Source organism: Amycolatopsis sp. NPDC051061 (genome assembly GCF_040682935.1).
In the GTDB taxonomy this organism is placed as follows: domain Bacteria; phylum Actinomycetota; class Actinomycetes; order Mycobacteriales; family Pseudonocardiaceae; genus Amycolatopsis.
This window is the reverse complement of record NZ_JBFBBZ010000004.1, coordinates 96462-110336: the sequence shown is the minus strand read 5'-3', so window position 1 is coordinate 110336 and position 13875 is coordinate 96462. Positions and strand designations below refer to the sequence as shown.

Sequence of the window (13875 nt, the reverse complement as noted above, 5' to 3'; positions counted from 1 at the left end):
CCGGGGCGGGCCGCGAAAGCCCGCCCCGGCGGTGGACGTCAGTAGCCGAGCGCCTCGTTCACGGCCTTGGCGGAAGCCGCCACGGTCGCCTTCGGGCCGATGTGGTTCTCGACCGCGTCGAGGGTCTTGAGGCCGTCGCCGGTGATGAGGAGCACCGTCTCGGCGTCGGGGTCGAGCTTGCCCGTCTCGACCAGCTTCTTCGCCGTGGCGACGGTGACCCCGCCGGCGGTCTCGGTGAAGATGCCTTCGGTGCGGGCCAGCAGCCGGATGCCTTCGACGACCTCTTCGTCGGTGACGTCCTCGATCGCGCCGCCGGTGCGGTTGACGATGTCGAGCACGTACGGGCCGTCGGCCGGGTTGCCGATCGCCAGCGATTTGGCGATCGTGTCCGGCTTCACCGGCTGGACCACGTCCTGGCCGGCGCGGAACGCGGCCGACACCGGCGAGCAGCCGGTCGCCTGCGCGCCGAACACCTTGTACGGGCTGGCGTCCACGAGACCGAGCTGGCCCAGCTCGCGGAAACCCTTGTCCACCTTGGTCAGCTGAGAACCGGAGGCGATCGGCACGACGATCTGCGGCGGGATGCGCCAGCCGAGCTGCTCGGCGACCTCGAAGGCCAGCGTCTTCGAGCCTTCCGAGTAGTACGGCCGGACGTTCACGTTCACGAACGCCCACTTCGGGTGTTCGCCGGCGAGCTCGGTGGCGAGGCGGTTGACGTCGTCGTAGTTGCCGTCGACGGCGATCAGGTCGCCGTCGTAGACCGCGGTGGTGAGGATCTTCGCGCGCTCGAGGTTCTTCGGGATCAGCACGACCGACCGCCAGCCCGCGCGGGCCGCGGCGGCGGCCGTCGCGTTGGCCAGGTTGCCGGTCGACGGACACGCGAGCACCTCGAACCCGAACTCGCGGGCCGCGGCGAGCGCGACGGCGACGACGCGGTCCTTGAACGAGTGCGTCGGGTTGCCGGTGTCGTCCTTGACCCACACGCGCTTGAGGCCAAGTTCCTTGGCCAGGCGGTCGGCGCGGATCAGCCGGGTGGCGCCGGGCTCGGTGTTCGGGATCTCTTCGACGTTGGACGGAACCGGGAGGAGCTTCTTGTAGCGCCAGATGTTCTTGGGGCCGGCCTCGATGTCTTCGCGGCGGACGCGGCCGAAGTCGTAGGCGACCTCGAGCGGCGAGAAGTCCTCGGCGGAGACGAACTCGGGGGCGAGCGGCTGCCGGTGGCCCTCTTCCTTCGACACCAGTTCGACGGCGGGACCGAGATCCGGGGTCTTGGTGGTGGAGGACGTTCCGAGGGTGGCGGTCATCGCGAGGTTCCTTCCTCATCTGCCCCGCCGAAGCGGGCCGGAATTGGCACCGTGGTCGTCAGCTACCCCGCGATCGCGGGATGACAGGCTGTACGCCGGTTGCCGGGGCTTCGTCGGGCCGTTCCCTCTGCCCCTCTGGATGAGCGTTATTCGGTTGTCGGTGCGCGCCGAACAGCGCGCCGCCTCGAGAACACCGTACGACATGGCGCTCACGCCGTGCCATGGTGGCCGTTCGACATCACCGGAGCGGGCGCATGACACCGCAAGTGAGAGGATCCGTCCGTGACCGCGCAAGCCACCGCCCCGGCCCCGCTGCTCCTGGTCCTGGGCGAGGAAGAACTGCTGATCGAGCGCGCCGTCCGCGACACGCTCACCGCGGCCCGCGCGATCGATGCGACGGCCGAGCTGACCCGGGTCCGGGTGTCGGATCTCACAGCCCCCGAGCTGGCCGAACTCGTCAGCCCGTCGCTGTTCAGCGAGGGCCGCGTGATCGTCCTGGAGTCGGCGCAGGACATCTCGCAGGAGCTGGCCGACGCGGTGGCGTCCTACCTGAAGGACCCCGCGGACGGCGTCGTGCTGGTCGTCGTGCACACCGGTGGTGGCCGCAGCAAGGCCGGCAAGACGCTCCCGGCGGCGTTGAAGAAGGCCGGCGCCGAGGTCACGGAGTGCCCGAAGATGACCAAGCCGGCCGAGCGCGAGCAGTTCGTGCGGCACGAGGTGCGCCGGGCCGGCGGCAAGATCGACCCGGCGGGGGTCGCCGCGCTGGTCGACGCCGTGGGCTCCGACCTGCGAGAACTCTCCTCGGCGGCGACGCAGCTGGTGGCGGACGCCGGCGGGAGTGTCGACGCGGAGGCGGTCCGCCGCTACCACCGCGGCCGCGCGGACGTGACCGGGTTCGCGGTCGCGGAGAAGGCGGTGAGCGGCGACCGTTCGGCGGCGCTGGAGTCGTTGCGCTGGGCGATGCAGCTGGGTGTCCCGCACGTCCTGGTGGCGGACGCGCTGGCCGACGCGGTCCGCACGATCGCCCGGGTCGCGGGCGCGGGCCGCGGCAACCCGAACCAGCTGGCCGGTGAGCTGGGCATGCCGCCGTGGAAGATCCGGAAGGCCCAGGGCCAGGTCCGCGGCTGGAACCAGGACGGCCTGGCGACGGCGATGCGGGTGGTGGCGAGGCTGAACGCCGAGGTCAAGGGCGTGGCGGCGGACCCGGGCTACGCCCTGGAGCGCGCGGTCCTCCAGGTGGCGGCCGCCAAGGGCGACCGCTGACCGCAAAAAGGTTCGCGCTGGTCAGGCCACCGCGGCCCGACGAGTGCAGATCCCCGCATCGACAGCCGAGAGCTGCTGATTCGCAGCGCCCCGCCCTCCGCCGCGCGAAGCCCGTCCCGGACATGAAAAAGCCCCGGCCGAAGCCGGGGCTTTCCCAGAAATCAACCAGCTCAGAGCGCGTTGACGCGCTTGGCCAGCGCCGACTTCTTGTTGGCGGCCTGGTTGGCGTGGAGCACGCCCTTCGAGACGGCCTTGTCCAGCTTCTGGGCGGCGTCGCGCTGCAGCTCGACGGCCTTGGCCTTGTCGCCGGCCTCGGCGGCTTCGCGGACCTTGCGGATCGCGGTCTTCACCGAGGACCGGATCGCCTGGTTGCGCAGACGCGCCTTCTCGTTCGTCGTGATGCGCTTGATCTGCGACTTGATGTTGGCCATAGGGCAACTCCTGTTTCACTCGGTGAGATTCGCCGCCGCGCTGAATTGGCCCCGCTCGAAAGAGCGGGCTTCCTCCATGACGGAATGCCGCACGGGCAGCGAGCGACAACACTAACAGCCGGGCCGCCGGTGCCCGGAGCCGGGAGTACCCTCGACGACGGTAGTGCCTAGGGTTCCGTCGCCGGTCCGCACGCCGTGCACCACACAACCAGGACCCGGCGGGTCTGGTCCGAGCGGCACCGTCGGCGGGCCCGGACGGCCGGTCGTTCATCTGACGGGGCAAAAGCCTGGAGGACCCGGTTTTCGCGCGCGCGAAAACCCGTAAGGGGTCCCATGAACGCCACCGCCCTGACCTTCGTCCTCATCGCCGCCGTCGTGCACGCCGCGTGGAACCTGGCCGCCAAGCGGATCTCCTCCGGCGGCACCCAGTTCGTCTGGCTCTACTACACCGCGTCCGCGGTCGTCCTCCTGCCGGTGACGGTCGTGCTGCTGGTCGTCGAGCCGCAACGTCCACAGTGGAGCTGGCTGGTGGCCGCGGTGGTCACGTCCGTGCTGCACATCGCCTACGGCATCGTCCTGCAGCGCGGGTACCGCGTCGGCGACCTCTCCGTCGTCTACCCCGTCGCGCGGGGCACCGGGCCGCTGCTGTCGGTGCTGGCCGCCGTCCTCGTGCTCGGCGAACGCCCCGGTTGGCTCGGTCTCGTCGGCGCGTTCCTGGTCATCGCCGGGGTGCTGGTGATCAGCACCGGGCGCGGGGGAGGCGACCGGCAAGCCGGCAGAGCCGGCATCCTCTACGGCCTCCTGACCGGCGCCGTCATCGCCGGCTACACCCTCTGGGACGCGCACTCGGTGACCGGCCTCGGCGTGCCGCCCGTCGTCTACTTCGGCCTCGGCTCGGTCCTGCAGAGCGTGCTGCTCGCGCCCGGCGCCCTGGCCGGCCGCGCCGAGGTGACGCGGATCTGGCGCGAGCAGCGGCGTGAGGTGCTGGTCGTCGCGCTGCTTTCGCCGATCGCGTACATCCTCGTGCTGTTCGCCCTCACGATGGCACCGGTCAGCCTGGTCGCGCCCGCCCGGGAGCTGAGCATCGTGCTCGGCGGCCTCGCCGCCTGGCTGGTGCTGGGCGAACGTGACGCCGTGCGACGGCTCGCCGGCTCGGTGATCGTGCTGTCCGGCATCGCCGCGATTGCGGCCGCCTGAGCGCGTCCGGTAGGGATGGTCGGATGGAAGTCCTGAAGAGCCGGCTGCTGATCCGCCCGCGCGACGCCGACGCGACGACGGCGTTCTACCGAGACACCCTCGGCCTGGCCGTGGAGCGTGAGTTCCCCGGCGGCACGGTGTTCTTCCTCGGCCACGGCTCCCTGGAGGTCTCCGGCCGGGGCGAGACGGGTTCGTCACCCGATCTGGTGCTCTGGCTGCAGGTCCGCGACCTGGCCGGCACCATGTCCGATCTGAAGGCGAAGGGCCTGGAGCCGGTGCGAGACGCCCAGCGCGAGCCCTGGGGCCTCGACGAGGCCTGGATCGCCGATCCGGACGGCACGCGGATCGTGCTGGTCGAGGTGCCCGAGGGCCACCCGATCCGCACGGACACCCGCTAGGCGGGCTTGACGGCGCGCAGCTGCGCGGCCAGCGCGGCGAAGCCGGGCGGGTCCCAGGTCCAGGTCTGCAGGTCGGCGAAGCCCGCTTCGGCGGCTTCGTCGGCCAGGACGTGCCTGCTCACGGGCAGCCACTTCTCGTGCGCGGACAGCAGCAGCCGCCCACCGGGGCGCAGCACCCGGACCAGCTCGGCGAACCCGGCCGCGCGGTCGGCCCAGAGCATGACGTTGTTGACGGTCAGCACCACGTCGACGGACCCGTCGGGCTCGCCGGTGTGCGCCGCCGATCCCTCGCGCAGCTCGGCGCGGTCGCCGCAGCGCTCGTGGCACAGCCCGAGCATCTCGGGGGAGGGGTCGACCCCGATGGTGCGCCCGGCCAGCCGGGCGGCGGCGTCCAGGCCGACGCCGGGGCCGGGGCCCACGACCAGGACGGTCTCGTCCGGTTCGATCCGGGCCAAGTCGACGACGCGCTGCTCGGTGGCGGCGTTGCCCCGCGCCATCACCCAGCCGCCGAGGCGGCCGAGCGCTCCCGAAGGGTGACCGAAGGCACGGTCGAGGACGCGGCCGAAGCCGCCTGGATCCGGCTGGGGAGGGGGTGCCGGCTGGTGCGATGTGCTCATACTTCGAGGGCACCACGGATCACCTGGGCTCGCATCGGGGATGACCCCCACCCGCACCCGGAGCGCCATGGGAGCATAGAGGTGGCCATCCCCGACTTTCCGAGGACTCATTCGAGTGACAGCGCTCAACAAGTTCGCCGACACGACCTTCACGCCTCCGGAGCTCATCCGGAACTTCTGCATCATCGCGCACATCGACCACGGCAAGTCCACCCTGGCCGACCGCATGCTGCAGCTCACCGGCGTCGTGGAAGAGCGGGCCATGCGCGCGCAGTACCTCGACCGGATGGACATCGAGCGCGAGCGCGGGATCACCATCAAGGCCCAGAACGTCCGGCTGCCCTGGCAGGTCGACGGCCAGGACCACGTCCTGCACATGATCGACACCCCCGGCCACGTCGACTTCACCTACGAGGTCTCCCGGGCGCTGGAGGCGTGCGAAGGCGCCGTCCTGCTGGTCGACGCCGCGCAGGGGATCGAGGCCCAGACGCTGGCCAACCTCTACCTCGCGCTGGAGAACAACCTCCAGATCATCCCGGTGCTCAACAAGATCGACCTGCCCTCGGCCGACCCCGACAAGTACGCGGGTGAGCTGGCCCACATCATCGGCTGCGAGCCCGACGACGTCCTGCGGGTCTCGGCCAAGACCGGCATGGGCGTCGGTGCGCTGCTCGACGAGGTCGTGAAGTCGGTCCCGGCGCCGCAGGGCGACGCCGACGCGCCGGCGCGGGCGATGATCTTCGACTCGGTCTACGACACCTACCGCGGCGTCGTCACCTACATCCGCGTCGTCGACGGCAAGATCACCCCGCGCGAGCGCATCAAGATGATGTCCACCGGCGCCACCCACGAGCTCCTGGAAGTCGGCATCATCTCGCCGGAACCCAAGGCCAGCAAGGGACTCGGCGTCGGCGAGGTCGGCTACCTGATCACCGGGGTGAAGGACGTCCGGCAGTCCAAGGTCGGCGACACCGTGACGTCCGAGCGCCACGGCGCCAAGGAAGCGCTGGCGGGCTACCGGGAACCGAAGCCGATGGTCTACTCCGGACTGTATCCGGTGGACGGCTCCGACTACCCCGAGCTGCGCGAGGCGCTGGACAAGCTCCAGCTCAACGACGCCGCGCTCGACTACGAGCCGGAGACGTCGGTGGCGCTCGGCTTCGGCTTCCGCTGCGGCTTCCTCGGCCTGCTGCACCTGGAGATCACGCGTGATCGGCTCGAGCGCGAGTTCGGCCTCGACCTGATTTCGACGGCGCCCAACGTGGTTTACGACGTGGTGCTGGACGACGGCAAGGAAATCCACGTCACCAACCCGTCGGACTGGCCGACGGGGAGCAAGATCGACAAGGTGCTGGAGCCGCTCAGCAAGGTCAGCATCCTGGCGCCGTCGGAGTTCATCGGCACGATCATGGAGCTGTGCCAGAACAAGCGCGGCCAGCTGCTCGGCATGGACTACCTGTCCGAAGACCGGGTCGAGCTGCGGTACAACCTGCCGCTGGGCGAAATCATCTTCGACTTCTTCGACACACTGAAGTCGCGTACGCGTGGTTACGCGTCGCTGGACTACGAAGAGGCCGGCACGCAGGCGGCAGACCTCGTCAAGGTGGACATCCTGTTGCAGGGCGAGGGCGTGGACGCGTTCTCCGCGATCGTGCACAAGGACGACGCCTACACCTACGGCAACCGCATGGTGAACCGGCTTCGCGAGCTGATCCCGCGGCAGAACTTCGAAGTGCCCATCCAGGCGGCGATCGGTGCCCGGATCATCGCCCGCGAAACGATCCGCGCGATCCGCAAGGACGTTCTGGCCAAGTGCTACGGCGGTGACATTTCGCGTAAGCGCAAGCTGCTGGAGAAGCAGAAGGAAGGCAAGAAGCGGATGAAGACCGTTGGCCGGGTCGAGGTCCCGCAGGAGGCCTTCGTCGCCGCACTGTCCACTGAGGACTCGGGCAAGAACAAGAAGTAACGCTTTCGAGTGAACGGCGGTCGCGGGCTCCCCGCGGCCGCCGTTTTTGTCGGTGCCTCCTGGTGTGCTCTGGTCAAGGCAACGAGAGGAGGGCGCGGTGAACGACACCCGGTGCCTCGAGGAATTGAAGCAGGACGGGCGAAGGCATGAACTCATCGACGGCCACTACCAGCAGGTCGCGAAAGCGGCGGCCGACGAGGTCTTCGAAGCCGAGCGGCCGTTCCCGGTGCGGATCGTGCCACGGGAACTGCTGGGCCGGCCGGCTGACAGCGGTTCACCGGATGCGGGGCGTGCCGCGCAGCTGAGCGTGCAGCTGCCGGTGGCGCAGTTCCTTCCGCAGCCGGTCGACCACCGCGTCGAACAGGGCCGGGTCGAGGATCGCCGTCTGCTCGAACTGGCGTCTCTGCGGCGGCGACGTCGCGAGCCGGCCGCGGGGTGCGTACCGCTGCACCGAGCTTTCGACGCCTTCGCCGGTGACCAGGTCGACCCAGAGGGCGTCGCGCAGGTACCCGTCACCGAAGCGGGCCGAACGGCGGGTGGCGACGTCGGCGATCTGCGACCACGGGATCAGCCGCGTGCTGAGCGTGCCCGCGGGCAGGCGGAGGCCCTCGTCGCCGACGGTGAGGTCCTGCAGGCCCGCGAAGCCGCGTTTGCGCATCCGGGCGCGGGACAACCGGAAGGCGGCGACGGCGAGGAGCACGGTCGCCGCGTAGGCGCCCCCGATCAGCCACGGCGAGAGGCCGCGCACCAGGCCGGCGGCGAGGGCCGCGCCGAAGCCGGCGTCGGCGACGAGGAGCACGCCGATCAGCACCTTGACCGGCATGGTGACGCGGGATCGGGACTCGGGCAACGGGTCGACTCCTGGGGCCGGGCTGGTCAGGGGTTGCCGATGATCCGGTCGGCCGTCACGAACACCGCGACCCGCCGCTCCTCGGCCATCACGCGGTCATACTCGTCCCAGTCGTCGTGGGTGCCGGTGGCGGCGATGAAGACGTCGCGCAGCAGCTTCGGCAGGCCCGCGTCGTCGAAGGCCGGGTCGGGGTCGTCCGGTCCGATGAGGTGGGTGGCGCCGGTGACCGACACCCAGCTCCAGCCGCGGCGGAAGGTCACGGTGGCGTGTCCGGACCGCCGCAGCAGCCCGAGCTTGTGCGCCCGCCCGACGGCGACGTACGCGACCCCGGGCGCGCCGGTCACCGGGTCGGCGAAGACACCGGCGTTGACGACGGAGGAGTGCACGGTGCCGTCGGCCCGCGTCGTGGCGACGGTGGCCAGACCGTTTTCCCGCAGCGACAGCGTGCGAACCTGCTCGAGATCAACGCTCATGCCCCAAACCTAACCCGCCGGGCCGATCGCGTGGTCCGGTTTCACCGGGTGCAGTGCGGTGCTGACCGTCCGCAAGGCCCGAGCTCACCGCGTCGGCCGGGAAAATCGCTGTCCGGTCGCCGGAGCACGGTGGTAGACAGCCGGAGTGCACGACACCCTGGACTTCCCCGGCCTGCTGCGCCTGATCGACGAACGCTCGGCCGCCTTCCGCGCCGCGGTCGCCGCCGCCCCCGGCCTCGACGTGCCGGTGCCGACCTGCCCTGAGTGGACGCTGGCCGACCTGGTGCGGCACCTGGGCGAGGGCCGCCGCACCTGGGCGGCCACCATCGCCGCCGGGCCGGACGCCACGGCCAAGGCCGCACCGAGCGAAGCCCCGGCGCCGCCGGAGGAGCGTGAAGCCCTGCTGGCCTGGTCGGCCGAGTCGACGCGGGAGCTGCTGGACGCGCTGCGGGAGGCCGGCCCGGATCGCCGGTGCTGGGCGTGGTGGGGCAGGTCGCAGACGCCGCTGACCTGCGGTGCCGTGGCCCGGCGCCAGCTCCATGAGATCGCGGTGCACACCTACGACGCCCAGGTCGCCGCCGGCGCGCCGCAGCCGGTGCCGGCCGAGGTGGCCCTCGACGGCGTCGAGGAGTTCCTGCTGACCTTCTGCACGACGACGGTCGCCTGGCCGCACGAGCCCGCCGCCGCCGACTACCACGCCACCGAGGGCCGCTCCTGGCGCAACTGGCTGTCGGGCGACGGCGCACGGGCCGCCCGCCTGACCGCATCCGAAGAGGACGCGGCCACCGCCTCCGCCCGAGGCACGGCCGGCGAGCTGGTCCTCGCCTTGTACGGCCGCATCCCGTTGGACTCCCTCGAACTCGACGGCGACCGGCGGCTCTTCGACCAGCTCGTGGACTGGGACCCGGAGCGGTAGGTCAGCAGGCGCCGTTGTCGGTCCACACGCCCCACTGGCCCGTCGTGCCCGGCTCCTCGCCCTGCGTCCACCACCCCGCCGTCCACTTGTGACCGTTGTGCGACACCACGTTCCCGCCCGTGTACACCTGCGACGCGGTCCAGGCTGGGGCCGTGCAGGTGCCCGGGTTCGTCGTCCCTCCCGTGTCCCACGAGACCTGTGACGACCGGTAGAAGCCGATCCCCTGCGCCACCCAGCGCGGGGCCTGCGCGCCCAGGCGGGTGCGGAACGCCGTCCAATCGTGCGTCGACCACGGGGACCAGCCCAGCTCGGCGTGCGCCGCCAACCGCGGGAAGGCCAGGTAGTCGATGTCGGCCGGCTTCGTGACCGTCTCCGCCCACAGCGGCGACTCCACCCCGCGGACCGCGGACTCGCCCACCCCGGACAGGTACGCGCCCGGGTTCCAGCCGTAGGCGTCCTGGACCTCGATGTACCCCGCCCACGACAGGCCGATCGGGCTCGAGCTGTTGTACTTCATGTCCAGGTAGGCCTTGTTCGCCGGCGACAGGATCACCTTGCTGCCACGGGAAACCGCCGTCGACACGCCCGCGTCCGACGTGGAAGTCCCCCAGAACTGCGGGGAAGCCGACGCGGGCAGGGAAGCCTTCGCGATGTCGTGCCAGCCCACCACCGACTTGCCCGTCGCCGCCACCAGGGGGAGCACCTTGTTCACGAACGTCACGTAGTCCGCCGCCGACGTCGAGGAGGCTTCGTCGCCGCCGATGTGGATGTACTGGCCGGGCGTCAACGCCGCCAGTTCGCGCAGCACGTCCGCGATGAACGTGTACGTGATGTCCTTCGAGATGCACAGCGAGCTGTAGCCGACCGCCGTGTCCGTGCGCAGCGCCGGCGCCACCCCGGTGCAGTTCAGCTCCGCGTACGACGCCAGGGCCGCGTTCACGTGCCCGGGCATGTCGATCTCCGGGATGATCGTGATGTGGCGCGAGGCCGCGTAGGTCACGATCTCGGTGTACTGCGCCTTCGTGTAGTAGCCGCCCGCGCCGCCGCCGACCTGGGTGCTTCCGCCGTAGGTCGCCAGGCGGGGCCAGCTGTCGATCTGGATGCGCCAGCCCTGGTCGTCGGCCAGGTGCAGGTGCAGGTTGTTGATCTTGTACTGGGCGAGCTGGTCGAGGTACCGCTTGACCGTCGACACGGGGTGGAAGTGCCGGGCGACGTCGAGCATCGCGCCGCGGTAGCCGAACCGCGGGTAGTCGACGATCGTCGCGCCCGGGACGCTCCACGGACCGGTTTGGGCGGTGGGGCTTTCCACCTTGCCCGGCAGCAGCTGGCGCAGGGTCTGGACACCCGCGAAGAGCCCGTCGGCCGTCTGAGCGCGCACGGTGATCGAAGACGCCGTCGACACGAGCTGGTAGCCCTGCGCGCCGACGGAAGCGGGCGCACCGCTCAGCAGCAGCGCGATGCTGTCGGACGGCACGGCCGCCGGGGCGTCCGACACCGGCAGCGCGAAGCCGGTCGACGGCCGCAGCACCCCGGCCAGGTAGGTGCCGACGTCCTTGGCCGGCGCCGAGCCGGCTTCGGTGACGATCTTCGTCGTCGAGACCAGCGGGAAGGTGACCCCGGCCGCCGGGGCGACCGAGACCGGCACGGGCACGATCGACTGCAGGGCCGGCGTGGCCGCCGCGGCCGGCGCGAGCTGGGCGGCGGTCGTACTGGCGCCGATCAGCGCCAGCACGGCGAGGGCGCGGCCGACGCGGCGCGCGAGAGGTGTCTTCACCGGGGACCTCCTGGCGGGAAGGGCGCGACATCGCCGTCGCACCTGCCCGGATCGTCGCATTTCCCCGAGTCGTGGTCTAGACCAAGTCGGGTGGTCCGCGCGAACGGCGGGCCCGGGCTACGCTCGGTGGCATGTTCGACGAGCTGACGTTCCCGGTCATCGCCGCCCCGATGGCGGGCGGCCCGACCACCCCCGAGCTGGTCGCCGCGGTCACCGAGGCCGGGGGGTTCGGCTTCCTTTCGGCCGGCATGCTCACGCCCGCGGCGCTCGCCGCGCAGATCGACCGCACGCGGGAAATGACCGGCCACGAGTTCGGCGTCAACCTCTTCGTCCCGCAGCCCGACACCGGCGCCGACGTCTCCGCGCACCGCGAGCGCCTGCAGGCCTTCGCCCGCGAGTACGACGTCGAGCTCGGCGAACCGAAGTGGGACGACGACGCGTACCCCGCGAAGCTGGACGTCGTGCTCGAGAAGCGGGTCCCGGTCGTGTCGTTCACCTTCGGGTCGCCCTCGCCGTCGGATGTTCTGCGCCTCAAGGAGGCCGGCAGCTCGGTGGTCGTCACCGTGACCACGCCCGAGGCCGCGCAGCGGACCGCCGACCTCGGTGCCGACGCGCTCGTCCTGCAGGGCTTCGAAGCGGGCGGGCACCGGAGCTTGTTCACCGACGACGCGGGCCGGCCCGGCGGCGGCGCCGAATACGGCGTCCTCGCGCTGCTGCGGCTCGTCGCCGCCCGCGTCGACCTGCCGCTGATCGCGGCCGGGGGCCTGGTGCACGGCGCGGACGTCGCCGCCGTGCTCGCCGCGGGAGCCGTCGCCGCCCAGTTGGGCACGGTCTTCCTGCGCGCCGACGAAGCCGGGACGTCCGAGGCTCACCGCAAGGCCCTGGCGCTGGCCGAGCGCGAGACGGCGTTCACGCGCGCCTTCAGCGGCCGTCCGGCGCGCGGGCTGGTCAACAAGTTCATGGACGCGCTGTCCGAAGGCGCGCCCGCGGCCTACCCGCAGCTGAACAGCCTCGCCGGGCCGGTGCGCAAGGCGGCGGCGAAGGCCGGTGACCCGGAAGCGATCTCGCTGTGGGCGGGCCAGACGTACCCGCTCGCCTACGACGCGTCGGCCGCCGTCATCTTCGAACGGCTGAAGGTCGAGGCGCGCGACGCGGCCGCACGCCTCGACCGGATCCGCTAGCTGTCCGAGCCGCCGGTGCGGTTCAGCAGCGAGTGCCGCTTGCTGTAGGTGAAGTAGACGATCATGCCGAGCACGAACCAGACGGCGAACCGGATCCAGGTCTCCGGCTGCAGGAACGTGATCAGCCAGATCGAGAACACGATGCCGATCGCGGGGACCACCGGCATGCCGGGCGTCTTGAACGTCCGGTTCAGGTCCGGCTGCTTGTAGCGCAGCACGATCACCGCGACGCAGACGACGACGAACGCGAGCAGGATGCCGATGTTCGTCAGCTCCGCGGCCTCGCCGATCGGCAGCACGCCGGCGATGATCGCGGACGCGCCGCCGAGGAGCCAGGTCATCCGGCTCGGTACCTGCCGCTTGGCGTTCGTCTTGCCGAACCACGGCGGCAGCAGGCCGTCGCGGCTCATCGAGTAGCCGACGCGGGTGGCGCCCATCAGGAACGTGAACAGCACGGTGAGGATGCCGATGATGGCACCGATCGCGATCACCGTGGCCAGCCCGGAGAGGCCGACCGACTTGAACGCCGTCGAGAAGCCGCTCTTCGGGTCGATCTCGGTGTACTTCTGCATGCCGGTCAGCACCAGGCAGGCCAGCACGTACAGCACCATCGAGATGGCCAGCGAGTAGAGGATCGCCTTCGGCATGTGCCGTTGCGCGTCCTTGGACTCCTCCGCGGCGGTGCTCATGGCGTCGTACCCGAAGACGGCGAAGAAGACTGTCGCCGCGCCGGTCACCGCGCCGCCGAAGCCGGCCGGGGCGAACGGCGTGTAGTTGCCCGTCTTGACGTAGAAGAAGCCGACCAGGATGACCACCAGCACGATCAGGACCTTGATCCCGACCATCACCGTCTCGAACCGGGCGGCGCTGCGGATGCCGCGGTTGAGCAGGTAGGCGATCAGCAGGCACAGCAGCGCGGCGAACAGGTCGACCTTGTGGCCCGGGCCGGTGCCGGGCGCGCCGAGCATCCAGGCGGGCAGGTCGAGGCCGAGCTGGCCGAGCAGGAAGCTGAAGTAGCCGGAGATGCCGATCGCCACCACCGCCACGATCGCGGTGTACTCCAGCAGCAGGTCCCAGCCGATGAACCAGCCGACGACCTCGCCGAGCACCGCGTACCCGTACGTGTAGGCCGAACCGGCCTTCGGGATCAGGCCCGCGAACTCGGCGTAGGAGAACGCGGCCGCGGCGCTCGCGACGCCGGCGATGAGGAACGAGATCAGCACGGCCGGGCCGACGCCCGGGATGCCGGCCGAGTCGTCGCCGTGCGCGACGCTGCCGGCGAGGGCGAAGATCCCGGCGCCGATGATGCCGCCGATGCCGATGGCGGTCAGCTGCCACAAGCCGAGGGTGCGTTTCAGGCCACCGCTTTCCGAGGTGTCCTGGATCTGGTCGATCGGCTTGCGCCGGAAGATGCCGGAGCTGGAGCCCAGGCCTCCTGGAGCGGACATCATCGTCTCCCGAACGTCGCGGTGGACGGGCCCGGATCACGGACCCAACGCCGGAAC

Annotated in this window: 13 protein-coding genes and 1 riboswitch; of the genes, 6 read left to right on the top strand and 7 right to left on the bottom strand. The window is 71.0% G+C overall.

The features are described from left to right. Positions 1-38: 38 nt before the first annotated feature. Positions 39-1304 (bottom strand): threonine synthase, encoded by a 1266-nt coding sequence (gene thrC, locus AB0N03_RS07025; protein ID WP_364366614.1) that lies wholly within the window; start codon positions 1302-1304, stop codon positions 39-41. A gap of 12 nt (positions 1305-1316) precedes the next feature. Beyond that, positions 1317-1450: riboswitch (SAM riboswitch) on the bottom strand. A gap of 136 nt (positions 1451-1586) precedes the next feature. Here thrC and holA point away from each other — a divergent pair. Then, positions 1587-2567, top strand: a complete 981-nt coding sequence (holA, locus tag AB0N03_RS07020; protein ID WP_364366611.1) for a DNA polymerase III subunit delta — start codon at positions 1587-1589, stop codon at positions 2565-2567. Between the two features lie 170 nt (positions 2568-2737). On the opposite strand, the gene rpsT is transcribed toward holA, so the two are convergent. Next, positions 2738-2998, bottom strand: a complete 261-nt coding sequence (rpsT, locus tag AB0N03_RS07015) for a 30S ribosomal protein S20 (RefSeq protein ID WP_360672178.1) — start codon at positions 2996-2998, stop codon at positions 2738-2740. Between the two features lie 333 nt (positions 2999-3331). Between rpsT and AB0N03_RS07010 the strand changes: the two genes are divergently transcribed. Next, entirely contained in the window at positions 3332-4195 is an 864-nt protein-coding gene (locus AB0N03_RS07010) for a DMT family transporter (RefSeq protein ID WP_364366609.1), read from the top strand. A gap of 23 nt (positions 4196-4218) precedes the next feature. Continuing rightward, positions 4219-4593, top strand: a complete 375-nt coding sequence (locus tag AB0N03_RS07005; RefSeq protein WP_364366607.1) for a VOC family protein — start codon at positions 4219-4221, stop codon at positions 4591-4593. Here the strand turns inward: AB0N03_RS07005 and AB0N03_RS07000 are convergent. Next, on the bottom strand, positions 4590-5210 hold the full coding sequence (locus AB0N03_RS07000; RefSeq protein ID WP_364366605.1) for a class I SAM-dependent methyltransferase: 621 nt from the start codon (positions 5208-5210) through the stop codon (positions 4590-4592). The genes AB0N03_RS07005 and AB0N03_RS07000 overlap by 4 nt on opposite strands. Before the next feature lie 115 nt (positions 5211-5325). Here AB0N03_RS07000 and lepA point away from each other — a divergent pair, with 115 nt between their 5' ends. Next, a complete protein-coding gene (lepA, locus tag AB0N03_RS06995) occupies positions 5326-7176 on the top strand; it encodes a translation elongation factor 4 (RefSeq protein WP_364366602.1) in 1851 nt (616 codons plus the stop codon). Between the two features lie 274 nt (positions 7177-7450). On the opposite strand, the gene AB0N03_RS06990 is transcribed toward lepA, so the two are convergent. After that, positions 7451-8026: a PH domain-containing protein gene (locus AB0N03_RS06990; RefSeq protein WP_364366599.1), complete on the bottom strand. Its 576-nt coding sequence runs from the start codon at positions 8024-8026 to the stop codon at positions 7451-7453. 26 nt (positions 8027-8052) lie between these two features. Then, the gene (locus AB0N03_RS06985) at positions 8053-8499 is read right to left on the bottom strand and encodes a pyridoxamine 5'-phosphate oxidase family protein (protein ID WP_364366597.1); all 447 of its coding nucleotides are present in this window, start codon (positions 8497-8499) and stop codon (positions 8053-8055) included. Between the two features lie 145 nt (positions 8500-8644). Between AB0N03_RS06985 and AB0N03_RS06980 the strand changes: the two genes are divergently transcribed. Further along, the gene (locus tag AB0N03_RS06980; protein ID WP_364366595.1) at positions 8645-9415 is read left to right on the top strand and encodes a maleylpyruvate isomerase family mycothiol-dependent enzyme; all 771 of its coding nucleotides are present in this window, start codon (positions 8645-8647) and stop codon (positions 9413-9415) included. Position 9416: 1 nt separating this feature from the next. On the opposite strand, the gene AB0N03_RS06975 is transcribed toward AB0N03_RS06980, so the two are convergent. After that, a complete protein-coding gene (locus AB0N03_RS06975; protein WP_364366592.1) occupies positions 9417-11189 on the bottom strand; it encodes a family 20 glycosylhydrolase in 1773 nt (590 codons plus the stop codon). Positions 11190-11320: 131 nt separating this feature from the next. Between AB0N03_RS06975 and AB0N03_RS06970 the strand changes: the two genes are divergently transcribed. Next, positions 11321-12370, top strand: a complete 1050-nt coding sequence (locus tag AB0N03_RS06970; RefSeq protein WP_364366589.1) for a nitronate monooxygenase — start codon at positions 11321-11323, stop codon at positions 12368-12370. On the opposite strand, the gene AB0N03_RS06965 is transcribed toward AB0N03_RS06970, so the two are convergent. Continuing rightward, a complete protein-coding gene (locus AB0N03_RS06965; protein ID WP_364366586.1) occupies positions 12367-13818 on the bottom strand; it encodes an amino acid permease in 1452 nt (483 codons plus the stop codon). The genes AB0N03_RS06970 and AB0N03_RS06965 overlap by 4 nt on opposite strands. Positions 13819-13875 lie beyond the last annotated feature (57 nt).

Bases quoted from the DNA above. Each gene is read 5' to 3' on its own strand.
- thrC (WP_364366614.1), bottom strand. From the start codon at position 1,304: ATGACCGCCACCCTCGGAACGTCCTCCACCACCAAGACCCCGGATCTC.
- rpsT (WP_360672178.1), bottom strand. From the start codon at position 2,998: ATGGCCAACATCAAGTCGCAGATCAAGCGCATCACGACGAACGAGAAG.
- AB0N03_RS07010 (WP_364366609.1), top strand. From the start codon at position 3,332: ATGAACGCCACCGCCCTGACCTTCGTCCTCATCGCCGCCGTCGTGCAC.
- AB0N03_RS07005 (WP_364366607.1), top strand. From the start codon at position 4,219: ATGGAAGTCCTGAAGAGCCGGCTGCTGATCCGCCCGCGCGACGCCGAC.
- AB0N03_RS07000 (WP_364366605.1), bottom strand. From the start codon at position 5,210: ATGAGCACATCGCACCAGCCGGCACCCCCTCCCCAGCCGGATCCAGGC.
- AB0N03_RS06985 (WP_364366597.1), bottom strand. From the start codon at position 8,499: ATGAGCGTTGATCTCGAGCAGGTTCGCACGCTGTCGCTGCGGGAAAAC.
- AB0N03_RS06970 (WP_364366589.1), top strand. From the start codon at position 11,321: ATGTTCGACGAGCTGACGTTCCCGGTCATCGCCGCCCCGATGGCGGGC.
- AB0N03_RS06965 (WP_364366586.1), bottom strand. From the start codon at position 13,818: ATGTCCGCTCCAGGAGGCCTGGGCTCCAGCTCCGGCATCTTCCGGCGC.